Consider the following 22,079-nt stretch of genomic DNA (forward strand, 5'->3'; position numbering starts at 1 on the left):
AAACTTTGTTCAGTTTTCAAAGGTCTACCAGCTAATTAAGTGTTTACACTTATTAGTACTTAAACATTTTATCAAGCCGACAATTTAATGTCAAGAACTTTTTTTAAATGTTTCTTCTAAGTATTTAATAAATAAATTCATTAAATACTTAGAAGTTGTCTCAAGAGACAACTAGATAATCATATCAAGTTCAAAACATAATGTCAAGAAAATATTATAATTATCTTTTCATTAATTTAACGATCTTACTCGCTGAATTAATGATTTGTTTGTTTCTTTGTGACAACAGGTAATATCATACCGTTAATGGCAAACCAATGCTAGTACTTTTTCACTTTTTTTTGAAAAAGATCAATTTTCTTTTATCTTTTCAATATCTAAGACCTTATCGATCCAATCACTACTATAGAAATCCTCTTCGTGGGTAACAAGAATCATTGATCCATCATAGTTCTTCAAACCTTTACGCAAAGCGGCCTTTGATTCATCATCCAAATGGTTAGTTGGCTCATCCATGAATAAGAAGTTCGTCGTATCAAACATCAGATCAGCAATCTTAACCTTAGTCTGCTCTCCACCAGACAGAGACTTCATAGGCGACATGATCTGTTGATTAGTCAATCCTGTTCTGGCTAATACTCGTCTGACTTCTTTACCATCCTTGTCAGGGTGTTCGCCACTAATGTAGTGGAATGGTGTCTCCATGTTGTTTTTCCAAACTAGATCCTGCTTAAAGTAACCAATCTTGACTGTCTCTGAGAAATCATAGTTTCCGTCGATTGGTTTAAGGATACCTAGCAAAGTCTTAATCAAAGTAGATTTACCGATACCATTGAATCCTTTAATAACCATCTTTTCGCCGCTGACGATTGAGAAGTTCAAAGCTTTATCAAATAGAGCTTTCCCATCATAACCGACTTTAAGATCATTGACTTCCAAAAGCATCCTTGAACTTGGTACTTCGACATATGGGAAACCGAAACTTGCGGCAGTCTTGTTCCCTGGAGGCGTGAGAACTTCCATATGTGATAGTTGTTTTTCCCTACTCTTGGCACTCTTCGAACGTGAACCAGCCTTGAACTTTCTAATATAAGCCTTAGTCTTTGAGATTTGTTCTTGTTGCTTGACGTAGGCCTTCATATAAGTTTCTTTGTTAGCAGCCTTTTGCTTGAGAGCTTGATTCAAAGTACCAGTGTACTTAGTGATCTTACCGAACTCGAAATCAGCCACACAGTTAATAATGCGGTCTAAGAAGTTATAATCATGGGAAATAACGATAAAGGCACCGGCAAAGTTATTCAAATAGTCGGCCAGCCAGTCAATATGGTTCGTATCTAGGTAGTTAGTAGGTTCATCTAGAAGGATCATATCTGGATGTTCCAAAAGAATTTTAGCCAAAATAATCTTTGAACGTTGACCACCACTTAGTTTGGAAACATCGTGTTCATATCCAATCGCATCGAGACCTAAACCTGTTGCTACTTGCTGAATCTTAGTATCCAATTCATAAAAGTCGTTGGCATCCAAGATTTCTTGAAGCTTTCCAGCTTTTTCAAGGTCTTCATCCGTAGGGTTATTCATGTAAATCTCATTTAGTTTGTCGCTTGTTTCATATAACTTTGAAAATGCTGTTTGAAGGTACTCGTAAATCGTCAATCCGGGAGCTAATTTAGCTTGTTGATCCAAATAACCAACTGTTAAATGCTTCTTCCATGAAATTTTTCCTTCATCAGGTTCAATTTGGCCAGTCAAAATCTTGATGAAAGTTGATTTACCCACACCATTTTGACCAATGATACCTAAATGGTCTTCTTTGTTAACTTGTAAATTGGCTGAATCATACAGCTTTTTATCCAAAAACTGCTGTGATAAGTCGTGTACTTCTAAAACACTCATGTCTTTCTCCTTTTATACATAAGAAAAGACTGAAACAAATTCGTCCCAGTCTTTATTATTCAAAATCTTATTCAGACGTTTGATTTCTGGTAAAGATTGTATAGATTTGATTGGAATTCTCTGACTTAAATGAGAATCCACGATCTTCATTCAATGTATTTAATCTTGTCTCTTCATTATCCACTTCTTCTTGCGATAAACCTAATTGTTTGCGTAATTTATCTGAAGCACGTTGGATCTCCTTAGTTGGTACGACTTCATATGAAGAACCGTTGATCATTGAACCGTATCCTTGAACGTGATTGGAATCAATACTCTTAGCTGCACCACGATAATTAAAGAAGATCGATTGCATATCGTTGAAACTTAAATTAGTTGTCATTGAACTAGATATACTATCTAACACTTTTTGATAGTGAGTAAACGTATTGGCACTTGCTGCACTCTTAATGATTGCTGTGATAACTTGACGCTGACGTAATTGTCGACCGTAGTCACCTTTAGGATCTTCATAACGCATTCGTGAGTAATCCAAAGCTTGTTTACCATTCAAGTGCATCTTACCTTTGGTAAAGTGAGACTCTTTCTCACCTGTATCACCATATGAGAAACTGAATGGAACGTTGACATCTACACCACCAACGGCATTTACGATCTGTTTCAGTGAATTAAAATCAACTTTAACATAATAATCGATCGGTATGTTCAAGAACTTCTCGGTTGTTGCAACGGCACTCTCTTCATTACCGATATTATAAGCTGAATTTATTTTTTGAATCTTCTTCGTATTATTAGTGCTGCTCTTCCAAATTTGGGCCATTGAATCTCTAGGTACGGAAACCATCGTTGTCTTATTAGTCTTGGGATTGACTGTTACGACGATCATTGTATCCGAATTACCACGATAATCCGTCTCAGTATCTCTGACACCATTATCAGTAGTATCGACACCTAGTAATAAGATGGAGATTGGCTTTTTATCGCTGATACGCGTTGAAACCTTTTTGCCATCCAAAGCTCTATAAGTCTTGCCCAAAGAATTCTGAGCTTGAGCATAAAGTCTAAAACCATAAGCGCCGGTCACAAAAATCATAACTAAAAACACTAAGCCGATGATCTTCAAAAACGGACGTTTGATCTTTCCACTGTTATTTGAAGCTAAGGCGTTGTTACGAGTTCTTTGACGACGCTCTCTAGTATTATTATTATTGTTATTCATAAATTAACTCCAATTAATTTGCCATCTACGTTTAAATTAAATCTCTCTATCATTATATAGTAGACAGAATGCAATTATACATCTTGATTTTATCGATTCAAATTCTTCTTTTATAAGACTGTATTCCTAAATTATAATTTTTTGCTGACATCTGTCAATTTTATCAAAAAAATTTTACCTAAATATAATCTCCAATATAATCAGAAAACTATCTTATTATTTCGAAGTTTTACTGAAAATTTTCCTGTATAATCACTTTCGTAGGAGGATTTGAATATGTCAGATGCAAGCAACGCTAAGACATTCAGGTGGTGGAACATTGCCTTATTAGGTTTTACCACCGTTTGGGGCCTTAACAATGTTATTAACAACTTTGCCAATCAAGGCTTAGCCGTTGTAACTTCATGGATTTTAATCATGATTCTATACTTTGTTCCTTACACTTTGATGGTAGGACAGTTAGGATCAGCGTTTCAAGAGGAAGGTGGGGGAGTTAGTTCTTGGGTCAAAATGTTATCCAACAACAAACTAGCCTACTTTGCAGCGTGGACTTACTGGGTTGTTCACGTGCCATATCTTGCTCAAAAACCACAGATCATTATGGTCAGTTTGAGTTGGTTGTTCAAGGGAAATGGTTCATTCATTAAAACGGCATCCCCTCTAGTAGTTCAAGGTGCCAGTTTGATTATCTTTTTAGCCTTTGTTTGGTTAGCCAGCAAAGGAACGGCAACTTTGAATAATCTCGGTAGTATTGCTGGTATTGCAATGTTTACTATGTCAATGCTCTTCATTATTCTTGGTGTCAGTGCTCCATTTATCACTCATGTGCAAATTGCTACACCAAACATGACTGATATTCACACATACATTCCGAAATTCGACTTTCAATATTTCACGACAATCTCGATGTTAGTCTTCGCCGTTGGTGGTTCCGAAAAGATCTCCCCATACGTTAACAAGACTAAGAATGCTTCCAAAGAGTTCCCACTTGGTATGATCATCTTGGCCGTTATGGTTGCTGTGTCAGCCATCCTAGGATCATTTGCTATTGGTATGATTGTTAACTCAAATCATATTCCAGCTGATCTTATGGCCAACGGTGCTTATCAAGCTTTCCAATTCCTAGGTAACAGTTTCCACGTCGGTAACTTGTTCGTCTGGGCCTTTGCTATCACTAACACGATTGCTTCAGCCGCTGCTCTTGCTATTTCTATCGATGCTCCACTGCGTATGCTTTTGGGTGACGCCGATAAGAAATTCATCCCTAAGAGTTTGTTGAAGAAAAACAAACGTGGCGTTAATATCAATGGTTACAAGATGACTGCTATTCTTGTTTCAATCTTGATCGTTGTTCCTGCCCTTGGTATCAATGGTATGAATGACCTTTACAACTGGTTGTTGAACTTGAATTCAATCGTTATGCCTATGCGTTACCTTTGGGTATTCTTCGCCTATATGATGCTTGCCAAACAAATGGACAAGTTCAAGTCAGATTACATGTTCGTTAAGAACAAGTATGTCGGCTTTGGTTTCGGTCTCTGGACTTTCTTCTTAACTGCCTTCGCATGTATTTTGGGAATGTTACCTAAGATGAACATGGCTCAAGACCCATCATCATGGTGGTTCCAATTAGCACTTAACATCATCACGCCACTTGCTTTACTCGCACTTGGTTTGATTTTACCTGCTATTGCTAAACGTACTAATGGCGACATGGATGAAGCCTAAACTTTAATTATCTTCTGCACAGATAATTATCAAAATACCCCTCGACGACTGTCGAGGGGTATTTTTGTACTCATTTTAATCATCATCAGTTGATGAATTAGCTGAACTATTATTATTTGAACCAGAACTAGTACCGGAATTATTCGAACTAGAACTAGAATTCGTGCCAGAGCCTGTCGTTGACGACCCTGAATTTGAACTCGAATCAGAACCAGTTGAATTAGAACTAGAAGTGGAGCTCGAATTGCCACCTGAACTCGAATTTGAGCTAGTTGAGCCAGTCGAACCTGAGGAGCTCGAACTACTGCTGTTGCCACTATTGGAAGAGGTTGAACTGCCAGTAGCAATTTTTACATCAGGAACATTTCCACCATAGCTACGAATCTCATTCATAATGTCGATCAATTTTTGTCTTTGATCAGCTTTATCGGAATCATTATTCTTATAGGCTGATTTAACTTTCTGTAATTGTGAATTGTACTGTGGCATCAATTTGTCGACCATTGCTTGACGTTTCTTAGCCCGCTGCGTCTCAATTGCTTCCTTTTCGGACTCATACTTAGCCACTTTCTTGTTATCTTTAGCGGCTTGGAACATAGCCTGACTCATATTGAGATCCTTTTGAAGTTGCAAGATCTGGCGGTTGAAACGAATCTTAGCACTCTGGCGTTTGACATTAGCGTTCAAATAACGAATCTTCTGCAAAGCGCTGAGTTTCTTATCATACTGTGACTCCTTGATGATCGGCTTCTCATTGTACTTATCGATTGCTTTTTGAACTTTATCCTCACGACTGAATTCTTCTTTCTTAGTCAAATGATAGATAATTCGATAATCCAAATTATAGAGACGGTTGGTATTCTTGTTTTCCTGGTCGGTATTGTACTTGTTAAAGTTCAAATCGATGACATCTTGAATACTTGGTTTTTCATTTTTGGAATTGACAGAAAGATTGCTGCCACTGACCGTTACCGTACTTGGTTTTTTAAAGTTAGTTTCTTTCTGCTTAGTATAGTCAACTAAATATTGACCCTCAGCCTTGAAAGCCTGCATAGTCAAGGCATCCTCACTCGCTGTCAAAGTAGATGGTTGATCATTACCAGTCCAGTTGGCGATGGTAAAGTTAGGCGTCATCCCAACAAAGTAAGAATCCTTAGTATCATCAGTCGTACCAGTTTTACCAGCAGTATATTTGTAATTATCTAACGCCGCTGCCTTCCCTAGTCCATCACTAACAACTGACTGCATAGTATTCAGCATCATATAACTGGCATTTTTCGTATAAACGTCTTTTTTCATATGGGTATTTTGATAAATGTAACGACCATTGTCATTATCATAAATACTCGACAAATTACTTGGATGGATAAATTGTCCCCCACGTGAGAATGAACTGTAAGCCGAGGCCATCTCCGTCGTTGTGACACCATATGTAAATGAACCCATAGCTAAACGTGGATCATCCTTTTGTGTCGGATCCAAACGGGCAAATTCCATTTTGACCATATCGTCGTAATAAGTATGTTTCGTATCTTGAGCTGCTAATTTATAAGCAACTGTATTGATCGAGTTTTCCAGCGCATGTCTAACTGTAGTACTACCAATGTAGCCACTGTACCAGTTAGGAATAACCGGGGTTCCCACAGCAGAATCGACGACTGTACTCTGTGGCAAATACCCCCGTTCAAACGCTGGTGCATAAGCTACGATTGGCTTAGCAGTTGACCCTGGTTGACGGTAGCCACTGATAGCTCGATTAACTTGGTCGCCTTCAGTTGTCCGACCACCAACAATAGCAATAACGTTACCAGTCTTATTGTCGATAACAGTACTAGAAACTTGCGGTGCCAACTTACCATGAGCATCCCTACCGGTGTAAGACTTATAAGTGTTGTTGACCAATTCTTCAATTTTATTTTGCAAGTCCATATCGATCGTCGTTCTGATCGTATAGCCACCATCCATCAACTGACCATGAGCCCGTTCATAAGCTTGTTCATAACGAGCACCGTATTCTTTTTGATCAGCTTTATTTTTGAAATCGTAACGCATCGTAAAGCCAGATGACTTCATCAACTCTTCAGTCGCATTAAAGACGGCATAGCTTAGAGCATAGTTATTCGATACATCGTTATCATAACGTTTCTCATTGATTTTTAATCCTAAAGGTCGTTTCCGAGCTGTTAAATAAATCTTTTCGGAAATCAAACCTTGTTGATGGAAAATGTACAAGATCATGTTACGGCGTTTTATTGTTCGATCAGGACTAGCAACTGGATCATAGTAGACCGGATTGTTGGGAATACCAACTAGCACCGCTAATTTATCGATTGATAAATCCTTTTGATCTTGGGAAAAATAGTAGTTAGCTGCGGCACTGAATCCATATGACCCGTGTCCCATATAGACATTGTTGATATAAAATTCCAAAATTTGTTGCTTAGTAAACTTCTTCTCAAGTTGTTGAGCAATTACCATTTCTTTTAACTTACGCGTCATATTCTGTGACTGATCTTTCAGAATAACGTTCTTCACCAATTGTTGCGTTAAAGTCGAACCACCTTCGGTCCTACGATGAAGCAGTTTGGAACCGATCGAACGCAATATGGCGTACATATCGACACCGTGATGAATGTAAAAACGTTGATCTTCAACATCGACCAATCCCTTACGTATCTTAGGATTGATTTCTTTTATCGGCGTATAATTGGAACTCGATTGCGAGAGCTTTTTTATTTCTTTACCGTTACGATCATATATAACGGTTGAATTTCGGGGATGAAAGTCTGACTTCTTCAATCCCTGACTGTAAGAATAGCCATCAGCAATCGTATTTCTAATATCATAGCCATATTTCCACCAGAAGGCTCCGACGCTCAAAACGATTAGGAGCACAATGGTCAATAGGATCCACGGCCACTTTTTTCTTTTTTTGATTAACTTGTGTTCTAATTTTTTCTTACGCATATTAGCCCCTAATTAACATAGAATGTTATTCCAGAAGAGATTTGTGACATCAAATTAGACAAGTCTGATGAACTAATTTGCATACCATTATTGTAACTTGAACCTCCAGCATAAATAAATCCAATATTAGAGCCATCGCTGAAGTAAATCGACCGATTCAAAGCTGAATTATTTTTAAGCCAGAATACTGGTGTAGCGGAATTGAAGTTGGCCGTAGAATTCTGTGGATTAGAAATTCCCATCGAACTCAATTCACTCTCACTGGCATTAGTTACGTATTGACCAAAGTTGTCGCTGCTGCTGTCGGTAATTACTGCATCTGAACTGCCAGAACTAACAACCTTCTTGATCGTGTATCGACCTGAACTGACTTGTGAGTCGATGACATTGATATAGCCGTCTTCTGCCACATATTGACCGCTTGTTCTCGTCATCAGAGCAAGGTCATTACTATTGGAATCATAGTAAAGCACATACTTGCTAGTTATCCCTGCTTGACTGAGAACATCTGTTGCATCGCCTGACTGATTAAGACTAGAGACGATATCCACATTAGCCGGTGTATACTTTTGCGTTAATGGCGAATTCTTCAAAGCTTCCAGCTCTTCTTTAACTGCTGCTACTCGCGAACTCTCACCTTTATTGTTAGCAAAGTATTGGTCCATCTTAGCCACGGCACTTTTCCACCGCTTATCAACAGTCTTATTCTTAATTAATTTGTAATACGTATTGACCATTGAGATCTTCTTGAAACTTAAACTGCTATTATCAGCAGTAAAGCCACTCCAAGTTTTACTCAAATATTTATCAGCATCTTGAGTCTGTTCATACCAAATTTGGATCGTATCTAATTTGTTACGTTGTTTTTGGTAGACATCTTGATTCTTTTCTTTTAATAACGTCTTATCAAGTTGATTGATCTTTTCACTCGTCACATCATCTCGATAATATTTTTTGCCATCATAAAGCGAATTGACTTCTTTAGTTCGATTCTTTCGAGCTTGAATATATTGTTCCAACTCATCGTACTTTTTAACATTGCTAGCTGATACGACGTATCCATCGCTGACATCGATCAATTTACCGATAAAATCCAGCGACTTGTAATTCAAATCAGTTTTTAATACTTCCAATTCTTTGTCTTGATACTGACTAGATATTTTGGAAGTCACGACCGCATTGACGACGCCACGTGAAAGCATCAGAAAAAAGATGATGGCAGTGATTACGCCGACAACACCTGCACTCAATAATAAATAGTGCTCTGATTTGGTACTACTCTTTAAATCTTTCTTATCTTTCATCATTTTCCCCAAAAATCTAGTTCATCTTGTTATTATATATAGTAAATTATCCTGCAAATAAAGGGTGGAAATTTTGAAAAAATTAAACAAAAAATATATTAAGTGGCTCGTTATCCTGCTCTTATTGATAATAATTATTTCTTCGTATGCCCTTAATTTGGGAAAGATCAAGGATAAAACTATCGACAGTATCGCGCAGATAACGATTCCTTTTTCTTTGATCGTCAATCCTAAAAATATCGACGAGGATATCGCTCCAAAATCAGTCAACATCAACGATGGCGATTTGACTAAAGCTAAACAGCAAGCTCTCAACTTAGTCAGCACTATCAATGAAGACTATGATAATACAAAAGAATTATCATTTTTATCCAATGACCAAGAGAAATCTTTGTTGAAAAAGGTTCACAAAGAACCCCACCGCTATATCGCCAAAATGACCTTACTCAATTTTGGAAAAGACAATCATGGTACTTATATTACCATCAGCTGCAACCGATATGATGATACCAAAAACATCGTCAGTTATCGCTACCGTCTCTATCACAAGGGCGATTCGATCCATTCAGCCAAATTTCTCAACACGAAAACCAATAAATATCCACCAAGATATGTCCTAGATGGCGTACTGATGGGCAAATCAGGTACCGATCAGGCCAAAGCCTTCATGCAACGTCTAAAGACCGCTATCATCAACTCCAATTTGACTGCCACCAATGCCACTGATCCAGGTAATTTCAACCAAATATCAATCAACTTGGGCTTGAACCCCGACAAGAGCAACAGTGGTCTCTATGCTTTAGCCAAGAATTCTAACTCTCGCGTCAGCAACTCCAGCATCGTCGGTTATCAAGTTTCCGATGTTCCTCGATATACGCGAGTTTATATCAAGCAGTTGAGTAAAAACAATAGCTATTACTATACCTTAACTTTCAGCCGCAATAGTGGACGTTTCATCAATTTTCAAAAGGGAATTATTTCCACCGATACTAAGAATTAATGCACATGTATCAATGTAATATTTCAGTTTTTTTATTTGATTGCATAAAAAAAGGCCATCCATAAGCTGGATGACCTTTTTTTAGAATCTAAATATTTTTAATATAACTAATAGAAAAATAAAAAAACTGTTTAGTCTGGAATGAAAAACGGGAAGCAAAAGCAGCCTCCTTTATTTAATATCCTAATTATCCTTTTTATTATCCTCTTTTACCAAAATATCATCGATGATACTTTGCAAAGTCACTTTGGCCATACTTTGTTCGGCTTCATTCTGAATGTTTTGATAAATTCCCCGCAATGTATCTTGAATGCTTCCACCGACAATACACTTGGGATTAGTTTTCTCATCAACATGCAGCAAATTTTGATTATCCTCGATAGCTTTATACACATCTAACAAAGTAATTTCATTAGCTGGACGACCGAGCTTTGGTGCAACAACGCCTGGTTGACTTTCCAACAGGCCAAATTTTTTCAATCGGGCCATCATTCTACGTACCAAACTAGGATTCGATTCGATACTACTGGCAATGGCGTTACTCGACAGGTCACCGTCTTTACAAATATCAACGTAAGCCAAGATATGCACCCCATCGCTTAATTTATTGGAATATTTCATAATTGCCCTCCTAGTAACACTTCTTAATATCATAAAGCATTCCGAGAGCGGATAACAATTTTTATTTGGCAAGTACCAACTTAATTGCTTCAGCTAATGGCGTCAATTCACGACCTAAAACGTCGCTTAAATCAGTCGTATTTTCTTTTAACTGGTCGTTAGCAATCAAATCTTGGATCGACAAGATGATTCCAATTGTACCTTCATCCATACCAGCAGCCTTGAGAACTTTTCCATATTCAGCATCGCTTAAAGATTCAACTTTAAAATCGCCTGCAATCGCATTTGCCAATTCTTGATAAGTCCGACTCTCACCTGCAAATTCATAAACTTCTTTAGGATCTTTCGTAACTAAAACTTTGGCAGCAGCTTCAGAATATTCACTCTCCAAAGCCCAACCAACTTGACCATTCCCGGCTGAATAAATAAAGTCGTTACCATTTGCGGCACCTTTTAAAGAAGTAAGTTCATTTTCAAGATACCAGTTATTCCGCAAGAAGGAATGTTTTAAACCTGAATCCACGATAAATTTTTCAGTTGCCTTGTGGTCAGCTGCCAATGGAGCAGTTGCGATATCCGCATGTGGAAAACTTGTGTATAAAATTAAATCGACTCCGGCCTTTTTGGCAGCCTTCACGACATTTTCATGTTGAGTTAAACGTGGCACTGGACCACCAGGTTGAGATGACACTAATAATAGCCGATCGATTCCTTGCAAAGATTTTTCTAGTCCATCGATATCAGTGTAATCGCCAACACGAACCTCTACTCCATTTGGTACGATTTTCTCAGCTTTTTTGATGTTTCTAGCCAAAGCCACAACGTCTTCTGCAGGTACTAATTTAACTAATTCCTTAATAGCATTGCTGCCAAAATGGCCAGTAACGCCAGTAATTGCATATTTTGTCATAAAAATATCCTTCTCTCTTTTAAATGTTACTTTATTATTAACTTGTTATTTATATAATAACACCATTTTTCTAAGAGACAATTATTTAGTCTTGGAAGATAAAAAAACAGCCACCGTGAAGTTTATCCACAGTGGCTGTTCATAATTGTTGAATTCAGTTAAATTATTTTATATATGCAGTTTGATTGAAAAGAGCTAACCGTCACTTTCCACTCTCTTTGTTCTCTAGTTTTTCCAAACGTCGTTTACTTCAATTGTTTGTTCTCTATCAGGACCAACTGAAACAGTGGCATATTCAACGCCTAATTGGTCTTTGATGAAGTCAAGATAATCTCTGGCTGCTTGTGGCAATTCTTCTAAGCTCTTAGCTTGAGTCATATCTTCAGTCCAGCCTGGGAATGTCTTGTAAACTGGCTTGCATTTAGCTAAAACGTTCAAGTTAGCTGGGTATTCATCGATGATCTTGCCATTCAAATCGTAGCCTGTGCAGACTTTGATTTCTTTGAGACCAGTCAAAACATCCAAACAGTTTAGTGACAAGTGAGTTACCCCTGAAACGTTACATGAGTGTTTAAGCACAACAAGGTCCAACCAGCCAACACGACGAGGACGGTGTGTAACTGTACCATATTCGTGGCCAGCTTCACGCAAGAAATCTCCAGTGTCATTTAATTGTTCAGTTGGGAATGGACCGGCACCAACACGTGATGTATAAGCTTTAACAACTCCAATCACGTTGTCGATCAATGGAGCACCGACACCGGCTCCAGTAGTTACACCACCAGCAGGATTTGAAGAAGTTACGTATGGGTAAGTACCGTGGTCGATATCAAGCATGATACCTTGGGCACCTTCGAATAATACGTTCTTGCCATTCTTTAATTCTTTGTTCAAATATGCAGATGTGTCGATAACACGGTCTTTAAGATCTTGGCCAATTTGATAATATTTTTCAAAAATATCATCGAAGTTCATTGGTTGTGCATCGTAGATCTTTGTAAATAGTTCATTCTTTTGTTTAAGATTTTCTGTCAATAATTCTTTGAACAAGTCTTTATCAAGGATATCAGCCATTCTGATACCAACACGTGAAGCTTTGTCAGTATAAGCAGGTCCAATACCACGGTTAGTTGTACCAACTTTAGAGTCGCCTTTAGCAGCTTCTTGAAGTTTGTCCAATTCGATATGGTAAGGAAGAATCAACTGTGCGCGATTAGAAATCTTTAGGTTAGTTGTATCGACCCCTTGTTCGTGAAGACGACCAAGTTCTTCTTGAAGAGATTCGAGGTTTAAAACAACCCCATTTCCAATAACACTAGTCTTATCTGAATACAAAATACCTGAAGGAACGGATCTTAATTTGTAAACGTGGTTATCGATGTTTAGTGTGTGACCTGCATTATCTCCACCTTGGTAACGTGCAATAATGTTAGCTTCACCACTGAAATAATCGGTAATCTTACCTTTACCTTCATCGCCCCATTGGGTACCTACTACAACAACTGTCGTCATTTCTTCTACACCTACACTATTTAATTTTCTGGAATATTCGCTATCGATGAAAACTTATTATAAGATTTCACGAACAATAACTTAGCTGTACCACGCGGACCCGAACGGTTCTTACTGATGATGACTTCTACTTCACCAACATCTTGATCCTCCGGTTCCTCTTGGTCATTGTTATCGCCATCGCCATCTTCATCACGATAATAATCATCACGATAAAGGAAAGCTACGATATCCGCATCCTGTTCAATTGAACCAGATTCACGGATATCTGACAACATCGGACGTTTGTCCTGACGCGCTTCAACACCACGAGAAAGCTGTGATAGCGCGATTACGGGAACATGAAGTTCCTTTGCTAATTTTTTTAGATTACGAGAAATAACTGAAACTTCTTGTTGTCTATTTTCTTGACCAGTACCTTCGATCAATTGCAAATAATCGATGATAATGAGATCCAAATGACCACTTTCCTTCAAAAGACGACGGCACTTGGATCTGATTTCAGCTACTTTGATACCGGGAGTATCGTCAATATAGACGTTCGTCCGTGATAAACTTCCCATCGCTACAACTAGACTGTTCCACTGATTTTCATCAAGCTTACCAGTTCTCAGAGCGTTAGCATCAATACTTCCTTCTGAACAAAGCATACGATTGACCAATGATTCAGCACCCATTTCAAGTGAAAAGATTGCTACAGTCGCATTTGATTTAGTGGCTGCATTTTGAGCCAAATTAAGGGCGAAAGCTGTTTTACCAACACCAGGACGAGCTGCCAAAATGACTAATTCATCTTCATGCAAACCAGTCGTCATCGCATCGAGGTCCTTGTAACCTGTGGAAAGTCCGGTAACATCACTATCTTGATCATATAACTTGTCGATTTCTTCAAAAGAAGACTTAACGACATCAGAAATTCTTCGGAAACCTTTGTGATTACGATTTTCGGAGACTTCCATGATATCTTTTTCAGATTGGTCGATAATATTGTCTACTGGTTCATCTTCTTCAAAACTTCGCGTAACAATATCAGAGGCCGCATTGATCAGACGTCTCAAGATGGATTTATCCTTAACGATCTTAGCATAGTAAGACGTATTGGCCGCCGTTGGCACAGCACTAGCTAGTTCAGCTAAGTAACTTACGCCACCGATATCTTCGATCTGATTGGCACGATCAAGTTCATTTTGAACCGTCACTACATCGACTGGTTCTTCTTCATCGTTTAAATTCAACATAGCTTGGAAAATCAGTTGATTGGCATGTTGATAAAAATCATCTGCATCAACGTATTCCATGGCTTCAATTAAAGCATCTTGACTTAGAAAAACCGCTCCTAATACGGCTTGCTCGGCATCCTTATCATTGGGCGGTATTCTTGAAGTTATATCATTATTCATTTATATCCTACTTCTTTTCAACAACATGAACTCTAATCGTAGCTTCAACGCCTTCGAACAACTTAACTGGAACGTTAATGTATCCTAGGGCCTTGATGCCATCAGATAGCACCATCTTGTGCTTATCTACTTTGATTTCATATTGCTTGTTAAGTTCATCTGCAATTTTTTTAGTTGTTACGGAACCGAAGAGACGACCATCAGCACCTGATTTGGCAGAAATTTCAACGACTGTCTTGTCATCTTCGATTTGTGTCTTGAGTACTTTGGCCTCTTCTTTTTCGGCTGCATAATCTTTGGCTTCACGGTTTTGTTCAGCCTTTAGTTTAGCAATATTAGCCTTAGTAGCTTCGATTGCTTGCTTGTTTTTAATTAAGAAGTTTTGAGCATATCCTGCTGCAACATTCTTAACCTCACCTTTTTTACCTTTACCTCTTACATCTTCTAGGAAAATAACTTTCATAATCTAATGATCCTCCTCTTAGCTCTTCTTTTTAGAATCAGTCAATACAGCAATCAATTGATTTTTGACATCTTCCACCGTTGAATCAGAAATTTGAGTTGCAGCGTCAGACAAGTGTCCACCACCACCAAGTTTCTCCATGATTACTTGAACGTTAACATTACCCAAACTACGTGCTGAAATACCTACACGACCATCTGGACGTTTGCTAATTACAAATGATGCTTCAACATTATCTAATGATAACAATGTATCGGCCGCTTGGGCAACAATAACTGGATCGTAACTCTTATCTTCTTCACCAAAGCAGACTGCCATATTGCCGTTGATCATCGTAATTGTTTCGATCAAATGACTCTTTTGAATAAATGAATCGATATTCTCTTTCAAAACATTTTGGATGACCGCTTCGTCAGCCCCCACCGAACGCAAGTAACTAGCTGCGTCAAAAGTTCTCGTACCAGTTCTGAGTGAGAATGACTTCGTATCGACTGTAATACCAGCCAACAAAGCTGTAGCTTCGATTTTTTCGATGGCTTTTTTGTTCTTAGGTTGATATTCAAGCATTTCGGTAATCAATTCACTGGTTGACGATGCGTATGGTTCAATGTAGATCAACATTGGATTCTCAGGGAATTCCTCACCACGTCTGTGGTGATCGATAACAACAACTTTATTATTATCGCCTCTAAAGAGATCCGGATTGATCGAGATACTTTGTTTAGAATGGTCGACCATCACGATCAAAGTCTTAGGAGTTTTGATCTCCTCCGACTCAGCTGGTGAAATAATATCCTTTTTAATATCAGGATCTTCATCGATCATGCCTAATAGTCGACTGACATCTGAATGCAAGGTATTGGGATTGATAACGATCTTACATGAGGTGTTGTTCATCATTGCGATTCGTCTAATACCTAGGGATGACCCCAAAACATCCATATCGGGATGTGAGTGCCCCATAACGATAACTTGGTCGCTATCCTTCAATAGTTCTTGAAGTGCTTCACTGATCATTCTGGCACGGACACGAGTTCTCTTTTCCATTGGGTCAGTATTGCCACCGTAGAAACGAGCCTTTTCACCAATTTCCTTAACAACAACTTGATCGCCACCACGACCTAAAGCCAAATTGAGGTTCTTTTGCGCCTCATCATTCAACTTGTGCAAATCATCAACACCGTATGAGAATCCCATACTCAAGGTCAATGGAACGTTTTGCTGCGAAGTATATTCACGAATGACATCCAAAATCTTGAAGCCATTCTTTTCCATATCAAAAATTTTTCCAGTGTAAGCCATGATGAAGAAGTGATCATCGTCGATCCGTTTCAAGAACATCTGTTGCTCAGAAGCCCAATTCGATAATTCATTAGTAATGTAATTATCCAAATTAGAAATATCCCGGTCACTCATCGATTGAGTGATTTCGGCATAATTATCCAAATAAACTTGTCCGATAACGGAACAATTGCCTTCATATCTTTTTTCAATTTTTGAATAGTGCGTAATATCCATCAAATAAATAACTTTGAGTTCTGTTTGAACTTGAACTAAATAATACTTGTCATCAATTTGAATCGTTTTATTGCCAGCATGCTCTTCATCATCAATCAAACTAGATAGTTCTGATGATATATCTCCGATAGTCATACTGTTGGATGGATTGAATCCTGTCTCTTCAACAAAATAAGGATTTACCCATTGGACTTGTTTGTCAGTATCGTAAAGTAAAATACCCAATGGATACTCAACAAAACTATTGTCCGTTCCCCGATCAATTCGATATTGTAAATTATTCGTATACTTCCCGGCTTTTTCACCTAATAGCAAGAATAAGTATACGAACAAGATCAACGAAATTATTATCAAAATAGCTTGGATATACCCCGCAACGGAACCGCGGATCAAACCTACTATTAATATAGATAACAACATAACAATCAAAGAGACCGCTGTAAGTTGAGTTGAATGGTCAACTCGTGAAAGGAAGAATTTCAGATTAGCTTTTATCTTTTTCATATTAGTCCCCTCTTAGATATACCCCTTAATTTTATCACAGCCGAATTGTTCTTTCCGCATATTATCGGCCTGAAAAAATTCAAATGATAGCGATAACAAAAATATAATCCATAAAGCTTAAAAACACTAACATAATTTCCTATCGTTGGAAAATGTTAGTGTCTTTTTTGTTTATATTAAGTTGTTGTAAAAACAGTTGTTATCATACAACTTTATTTAGTAAATGAAAAATTAAAATGATTGGATTTTCATAATGCTTAGTTTTGAGAACTTTCTATTTTCAGAAATTATTTCAAAATAAGCATCAGTTTTAATTATCTTTTTTCATAAAAATACATTGTCGAATAGAAGAATAAATCGATGATCAAGACACTCGTATTTGTTTTACCACAGCCTGTTGATTACCTGTGGATATTTTATTTGAAACGATCGATAGCAATGAACTAAGTAATAGTTCAAAAATAACCGCTCCTATCGATTCTTTAGTTGATGTTCATTCCATTTGTTCTTTAGCTTTTTCTCTCCAAAATAATGTATTCAAATCCGTCTCTAAATTCCAAGCAATTTTTAAACATAGATCCAACGATGGATTGTATTTATTATTCTCAATCAAATTAATTGTTTGGCGGGCCACTCCAACTTTATTTGCTAAAGCCATTTGTGATAACTCTTTGGCTCGGCGATACTCTCGAACTCGATTCATATTGTAACCTGCTTTTTATGTGTCATATATATATTACATGCAGAGTATAAAATAATTAATATATTATGTCAATTATATATGACATTTAATTATTTTTTAGAAAGCGCTGTCAAGATAGTTTTGCACATGTTATCCACAACTGTTCTTATCTCGTTTTCTAAAATATTTATGGAAATAAAAAATCCGATGAATGACCTTCATCGAATTTTTATTTGAATGGTTTAATAATTTTATAGTAGTTTTTAAGTAATCTAGTTACGGTTATGGTTCGTGATTATCCTTTCGGATAATCGCATAATGCTCTCTAATCGCTAAAACCACTTAATGGTTCGCAGTTATCCTCCGGATAACTGCATAATACGTTCTAACTGCTAATGCAGTAAGAACGCATAAAAAAAAGACCACCTGAATGTGATCTTTAATATGAAGAATTAGTCTTCAGCAACGAATGGTAATAGAGCCATGATTCTTGCACGCTTGATAGCGATTGTAAGTTTACGTTGGTTCTTAGCACTTGTACCTGTAACACGTCTAGGTAGAATCTTACCACGTTCTGAGATAAATCTCTTTAGTAATTCTGTATCTTTGTAATCGATGTATTCGATGTGGTTAGCAGCGATGAAGTCAACTTTACGTCTTCTACGTCCGCCTCTTCTTTGTTGGGCCATTATTAATTGCTCCCTTCTATTTTAAAATGGTAGATCATCATCAGATATGTCGATTGGTTTACTGTTGTCAGCAAATGGATCGCTCATATTGGTGTTGGAACTGTTAGATTGATTGTTGTTATTGTTACTATTTGAATTGTTACTGTTATTACTATTATTGTTGTAATTGTTACCGTTACTTCCATTATTGGAGTAACTGTTGTTATTACTGTTATTGTTTCCGTAAGAAGACGAATTAGATTGGTTTGAATTATTGTAGCTAGGTGCTTGATTTGAATTATTGTTGCCTTCAGAAGAATTTCGTCTTTCACTTTCAGCACGAGATTCAAGCAATGAGAAGTTCTCAACTACTACGTCTGTTCTGTAAACTCTTTGACCTTGTTGGTTGTCGTATGAACTTGTTTGAATACGTCCATCGATACCTACAAGAGAGCCCTTCTTAGTGAAATTAGCGAAGTTCTCGGCAGCTTTTCTCCAAATAGTACAACCGATAAAATCGGCATCACGTTCACCATTTGAATTGGTAAATTGACGGTTTACAGCAACTGTAAAACTGGCAACCGCTGCACCATTGGCAGTGTATCTCAATTCAGGATCACGTGTCAGGCGTCCAACTAAAACTACTCGATTAATCATTTATCTGCCTCCTTATAATGTTTCACGTGAAACAAGTCTAGTCTTCACGTCTAACGATCATGTGACGAAGAATGTTATCGTCGATCTTTGAAAGACGGTCGAATTCGTTAATTGCTGCATCATCGTTTGAAGTTGCGTTTACAATGTGGTAAATACCTTCTTTGTAGTTTGCAATTTCATATGCTAAACGTTTCTTTTCCCAGTCTTTTGAGTCGATTACTTTGGCGCCGTTGTCAGTAAGAATCTTATCGTAACGATCGATCAATACTTTCTTTGCGTCTTCTTCCATATCAGGTTTAATGATATATGTGATTTCGTAATGTGCTTCAGCCATTGACTGTACACCTCCTTATGGTCTAATGGTTCCAATTGAGGAACAAGGAGCATAAATTAACTACATTTTATACTCACGGCTTATTAGTTTATCATAAATTCTGTCTAATTACTAGAACAAATCAAAATAAAAATCGTTTCTGCCTGACACGTATCCCTTTTGGGTTACAGATTAAAATACGCAGAAACGATTATTTTTATTTACTCTTCGTTATTTTCATTGTCTGAAGGTTCTTTAGCTTCATCAGTTGAGTCTGCTTCATCATCTTCATGGGCAACCTTTGTCATTGTTGAAACGATTGAATCGTCATCAACCTTGATCAATCTGACACCAAGAGTAGCACGGCCGGTTTGCGATACACTCTGTACCTCGAAACGGATCATGACACCTTTGTCAGTGATCAACATAATATCTTCAGTTCCATCAACCACACTCAAGCCGGCGATAGGACCATTCTTTTCAGTAACGTTAGCAGTCTTGATACCTTTACCGCCACGTCCCTTTACAGGATATTCTTCAACAGCAGTTCTCTTACCATAACCCTTTTCAGAGATAGTTAAGATTTCTTGGCCTTCTTTGGCAATTGATGAACCGATAACATAATCTTCATCACGAAGTTTGATACCACGAACACCGGCCGCAGTTCTTCCCATAGGACGAACATCGGATTCGCTGAACGTTACGGCATAACCTTTGTGAGTACCGATAATGATAACTTTACTGCCATCAGTTAAGAAGACGTTGTTGAGTTCATCTTCATCCTTCAAAGTAATGGCACGCAAACCTGAATGTCTAATATTCGCAAAGTCATTAACTGGTGTACGTTTAACCGTACCGTATTTAGTTACGAAGAATAAGAAGGAGCTGTCACGATCGACATCTTTATCAACATTGATAACTGTTTCGATCTTTTCACCCTTTTCAATATTCAACAAGTTAATAACCGGGATTCCTTTGGCTGTACGGCCATATTCAGGAACCTCGTAACCTTTGATCCGGTAAACTTTACCAGCGTTGGTAAAGAACAAGAGACGGTCATGGGTTGATGTGTAGATCATTTGTTCAATGAAATCATCATCATGAATTCCCATTCCTTGAACACCACGACCACCACGATTTTGAACACGGAATTCATCCGCAGATAAACGTTTGATGTAGCCATTGTGCGTCAAGACGATCAAGATATTTTCTTCTTCGATCAAGTCTTCATCTTCGATGTTAGCAACTTCACTAGCACGAATTTCCGTTCTTCTGGCATCCCCGAATTTCTCTTGAATTTCCAGCAATTCATCATAAATGATCTTATCAACACGTTCTGGTTTAGCCAAAATATCTTCGAAGTCAGCAATTTTAACTAACAAGTCTTGATACTCTGCTTCGACCTTTTCACGTTCCAAACCTGTCAAACGAACCAAACGCATATCAAGGATAGCTTGAGATTGTTTGTCAGATAACTTGTAGTTATCCATCAAGGTTTGTTTAGCAACAGCAGAAGTCTCTGAACTACGAATGATCTTGATGATTTCATCGATGTGATCCAAAGCAATTCTCAAACCTTCAAGGATGTGAGCTCGAGCTTTGGCACGTTTCAATTCAAATTCAGTTCTTCTTCTGATAACAATTTCTTGGTGCTTCAAGTATTCAACTAAGATGCCTTTCAATGAGAAGACCTTAGGCGTCTTACCCACGATAGCAACCATGTTGATACCATAAGAAATTTGAAGTTGTGTCAACTTATAAAGGTTGTTCAAAACAACCGAAGCACTCATATCACGACGAAGATCAATGACGATACGCATACCTTCACGGTCAGATTCATCGTTTAGATCAGTAATACCTTCAAGCTTCTTTTCACGAGCCAATTCAGCAATTCTTTCCACAAGACGAGCTTTATTAACCATGTATGGAAGTTCAGTAATAATGATTTGTTCAGCGCCACTCTTTTTAGTAACAACGTCAACTTTAGCCCGAAGAATGATCGTACCTTTACCAGTTTCATAGGCTTTTCTAATACCTGAACGGCCCATGATGATACCACCAGTTGGGAAATCAGGTCCGGGAACAACTTTCATCAAATCAGCGACAGTTGCATCTTTATCTCTCATCAAGATGTGAAGCGCATCGATAATTTCTTTTAAGTTGTGCGATGGAATATTGGTTGTCATACCAACGGCGATACCAGTTGCTCCATTGACCAAAAGGTTTGGGAAACGAGCAGGAAGTACCATTGGTTCTTTTTCTTCACCATCATAGTTAGGCACAAGGTCAACTGTGTCCTTGTTGATATCTCGCAACATTTCCACAGCCATCTTGCTCATACGTGCTTCGGTATAACGCATAGCAGCAGGTGGATCACCATCGATTGATCCAAAGTTACCGTGTCCATCAACTAGTGGATAACGATAACTGAAATCCTGCGCCATTCTAACCATTGATTCATAAATAGCCGAATCCCCGTGGGGGTGGAACTTACCCATGATATCCCCAACGAAACGGGCACTCTTCTTGTATGGCTTGTCAGGTGTAACACCCAACTCGTTCATACCATAAAGAATACGGCGATGAACTGGTTTGAGACCATCACGGACGTCAGGTAACGCACGTGACACGATAACACTGGCAGCGTAGTCAACGAAAGAGTTCTTCATGACTTCTGTCAAGTTAACATTTTCTATTCTGTGATCTGCCATTAAATT

Annotated in this window: 17 protein-coding genes; 2 read left to right on the forward strand and 15 right to left on the reverse strand. The window is 38.0% G+C overall.

Features of this window, described 5'->3' with window-relative positions:
• Window positions 1-351: 351 nt before the first annotated feature.
• Together FD29_RS01555 and FD29_RS01560 are read right to left on the reverse strand one after the other, a co-directional pair.
• Complete coding sequence (locus FD29_RS01555) at window positions 352-1,896, reverse strand: ABC-F family ATP-binding cassette domain-containing protein (protein ID WP_057887231.1); 1,545 nt, start codon at window positions 1,894-1,896, stop codon at window positions 352-354.
• 67 nt (window positions 1,897-1,963) lie between these two features.
• Window positions 1,964-3,115: an LCP family glycopolymer transferase gene (locus tag FD29_RS01560; protein WP_057887232.1), complete on the reverse strand. Its 1,152-nt coding sequence runs from the start codon at window positions 3,113-3,115 to the stop codon at window positions 1,964-1,966.
• A 276-nt stretch (window positions 3,116-3,391) separates the two neighbouring features.
• On the opposite strand from FD29_RS01560, the gene FD29_RS01565 reads away from it, so the two are divergent.
• Window positions 3,392-4,843, forward strand: a complete 1,452-nt coding sequence (locus tag FD29_RS01565) for an amino acid permease (RefSeq protein WP_057887233.1) — start codon at window positions 3,392-3,394, stop codon at window positions 4,841-4,843.
• Between the two features lie 75 nt (window positions 4,844-4,918).
• Here the strand turns inward: FD29_RS01565 and FD29_RS01570 are convergent, their stop codons facing one another.
• Entirely contained in the window at window positions 4,919-7,810 is a 2,892-nt protein-coding gene (locus FD29_RS01570) for a transglycosylase domain-containing protein (RefSeq protein ID WP_235804243.1), read from the reverse strand.
• 8 nt (window positions 7,811-7,818) lie between these two features.
• Complete coding sequence (locus FD29_RS01575; RefSeq protein WP_235804244.1) at window positions 7,819-9,117, reverse strand: hypothetical protein; 1,299 nt, start codon at window positions 9,115-9,117, stop codon at window positions 7,819-7,821.
• Window positions 9,118-9,187: 70 nt separating this feature from the next.
• On the opposite strand from FD29_RS01575, the gene FD29_RS01580 reads away from it, so the two are divergent.
• Window positions 9,188-10,114 carry a hypothetical protein gene (locus FD29_RS01580; protein ID WP_057887235.1) on the forward strand — a complete coding sequence of 309 codons (927 nt, stop codon included), beginning with the start codon at window positions 9,188-9,190 and terminating at the stop codon, window positions 10,112-10,114.
• A gap of 183 nt (window positions 10,115-10,297) precedes the next feature.
• Here the strand turns inward: FD29_RS01580 and FD29_RS01585 are convergent, their stop codons facing one another.
• The 11 genes from FD29_RS01585 to gyrA form a co-directional block, all read right to left on the reverse strand.
• Window positions 10,298-10,735 (reverse strand): Rrf2 family transcriptional regulator, encoded by a 438-nt coding sequence (locus FD29_RS01585; protein WP_057887236.1) that lies wholly within the window; start codon window positions 10,733-10,735, stop codon window positions 10,298-10,300.
• Window positions 10,736-10,796: 61 nt separating this feature from the next.
• On the reverse strand, window positions 10,797-11,645 hold the full coding sequence (locus FD29_RS01590; protein WP_057887237.1) for an NAD(P)H-binding protein: 849 nt from the start codon (window positions 11,643-11,645) through the stop codon (window positions 10,797-10,799).
• A gap of 225 nt (window positions 11,646-11,870) precedes the next feature.
• Entirely contained in the window at window positions 11,871-13,157 is a 1,287-nt protein-coding gene (locus tag FD29_RS01595; protein WP_057887238.1) for an adenylosuccinate synthase, read from the reverse strand.
• A gap of 20 nt (window positions 13,158-13,177) precedes the next feature.
• Window positions 13,178-14,557 carry a replicative DNA helicase gene (gene dnaB, locus FD29_RS01600; protein ID WP_057887239.1) on the reverse strand — a complete coding sequence of 460 codons (1,380 nt, stop codon included), beginning with the start codon at window positions 14,555-14,557 and terminating at the stop codon, window positions 13,178-13,180.
• Between the two features lie 7 nt (window positions 14,558-14,564).
• Window positions 14,565-15,020 (reverse strand): 50S ribosomal protein L9, encoded by a 456-nt coding sequence (gene rplI / locus FD29_RS01605; RefSeq protein WP_057887240.1) that lies wholly within the window; start codon window positions 15,018-15,020, stop codon window positions 14,565-14,567.
• 18 nt (window positions 15,021-15,038) lie between these two features.
• Window positions 15,039-17,042: a DHH family phosphoesterase gene (locus FD29_RS01610; RefSeq protein WP_057887241.1), complete on the reverse strand. Its 2,004-nt coding sequence runs from the start codon at window positions 17,040-17,042 to the stop codon at window positions 15,039-15,041.
• Between the two features lie 493 nt (window positions 17,043-17,535).
• Window positions 17,536-17,745 carry a helix-turn-helix transcriptional regulator gene (locus FD29_RS01615; RefSeq protein ID WP_057887242.1) on the reverse strand — a complete coding sequence of 70 codons (210 nt, stop codon included), beginning with the start codon at window positions 17,743-17,745 and terminating at the stop codon, window positions 17,536-17,538.
• Window positions 17,746-18,176: 431 nt separating this feature from the next.
• Window positions 18,177-18,413, reverse strand: coding sequence for a 30S ribosomal protein S18 (gene rpsR, locus FD29_RS01620; RefSeq protein ID WP_057766455.1), 237 nt, complete (start codon window positions 18,411-18,413; stop codon window positions 18,177-18,179).
• 21 nt (window positions 18,414-18,434) lie between these two features.
• Window positions 18,435-19,049: a single-stranded DNA-binding protein gene (ssb, locus tag FD29_RS01625; protein ID WP_057887243.1), complete on the reverse strand. Its 615-nt coding sequence runs from the start codon at window positions 19,047-19,049 to the stop codon at window positions 18,435-18,437.
• Between the two features lie 37 nt (window positions 19,050-19,086).
• Window positions 19,087-19,383 (reverse strand): 30S ribosomal protein S6, encoded by a 297-nt coding sequence (rpsF, locus tag FD29_RS01630; RefSeq protein ID WP_057887244.1) that lies wholly within the window; start codon window positions 19,381-19,383, stop codon window positions 19,087-19,089.
• Window positions 19,384-19,583: 200 nt separating this feature from the next.
• The gene (gene gyrA, locus FD29_RS01635; protein ID WP_057887245.1) at window positions 19,584-22,073 is read right to left on the reverse strand and encodes a DNA gyrase subunit A; all 2,490 of its coding nucleotides are present in this window, start codon (window positions 22,071-22,073) and stop codon (window positions 19,584-19,586) included.
• Window positions 22,074-22,079 lie beyond the last annotated feature (6 nt).

The organism is Companilactobacillus mindensis DSM 14500, from assembly GCF_001434275.1.
GTDB lineage: Bacteria > Bacillota > Bacilli > Lactobacillales > Lactobacillaceae > Companilactobacillus > Companilactobacillus mindensis.

Bases quoted from the DNA above. Each gene is read 5' to 3' on its own strand.
- FD29_RS01615 (WP_057887242.1), bottom strand. From the start codon at position 17,745: ATGAATCGAGTTCGAGAGTATCGCCGAGCCAAAGAGTTATCACAAATG.
- FD29_RS01575 (WP_235804244.1), bottom strand. From the start codon at position 9,117: ATGATGAAAGATAAGAAAGATTTAAAGAGTAGTACCAAATCAGAGCAC.
- FD29_RS01610 (WP_057887241.1), bottom strand. From the start codon at position 17,042: ATGAAAAAGATAAAAGCTAATCTGAAATTCTTCCTTTCACGAGTTGAC.
- rpsF (WP_057887244.1), bottom strand. From the start codon at position 19,383: ATGGCTGAAGCACATTACGAAATCACATATATCATTAAACCTGATATG.
- FD29_RS01585 (WP_057887236.1), bottom strand. From the start codon at position 10,735: ATGAAATATTCCAATAAATTAAGCGATGGGGTGCATATCTTGGCTTAC.
- FD29_RS01565 (WP_057887233.1), top strand. From the start codon at position 3,392: ATGTCAGATGCAAGCAACGCTAAGACATTCAGGTGGTGGAACATTGCC.
- FD29_RS01560 (WP_057887232.1), bottom strand. From the start codon at position 3,115: ATGAATAACAATAATAATAATACTAGAGAGCGTCGTCAAAGAACTCGT.
- gyrA (WP_057887245.1), bottom strand. From the start codon at position 22,073: ATGGCAGATCACAGAATAGAAAATGTTAACTTGACAGAAGTCATGAAG.
- dnaB (WP_057887239.1), bottom strand. From the start codon at position 14,557: ATGAATAATGATATAACTTCAAGAATACCGCCCAATGATAAGGATGCC.
- FD29_RS01595 (WP_057887238.1), bottom strand. From the start codon at position 13,157: ATGACGACAGTTGTTGTAGTAGGTACCCAATGGGGCGATGAAGGTAAA.
- rplI (WP_057887240.1), bottom strand. From the start codon at position 15,020: ATGAAAGTTATTTTCCTAGAAGATGTAAGAGGTAAAGGTAAAAAAGGT.
- rpsR (WP_057766455.1), bottom strand. From the start codon at position 18,413: ATGGCCCAACAAAGAAGAGGCGGACGTAGAAGACGTAAAGTTGACTTC.
- FD29_RS01570 (WP_235804243.1), bottom strand. From the start codon at position 7,810: ATGCGTAAGAAAAAATTAGAACACAAGTTAATCAAAAAAAGAAAAAAG.
- ssb (WP_057887243.1), bottom strand. From the start codon at position 19,049: ATGATTAATCGAGTAGTTTTAGTTGGACGCCTGACACGTGATCCTGAA.
- FD29_RS01590 (WP_057887237.1), bottom strand. From the start codon at position 11,645: ATGACAAAATATGCAATTACTGGCGTTACTGGCCATTTTGGCAGCAAT.
- FD29_RS01555 (WP_057887231.1), bottom strand. From the start codon at position 1,896: ATGAGTGTTTTAGAAGTACACGACTTATCACAGCAGTTTTTGGATAAA.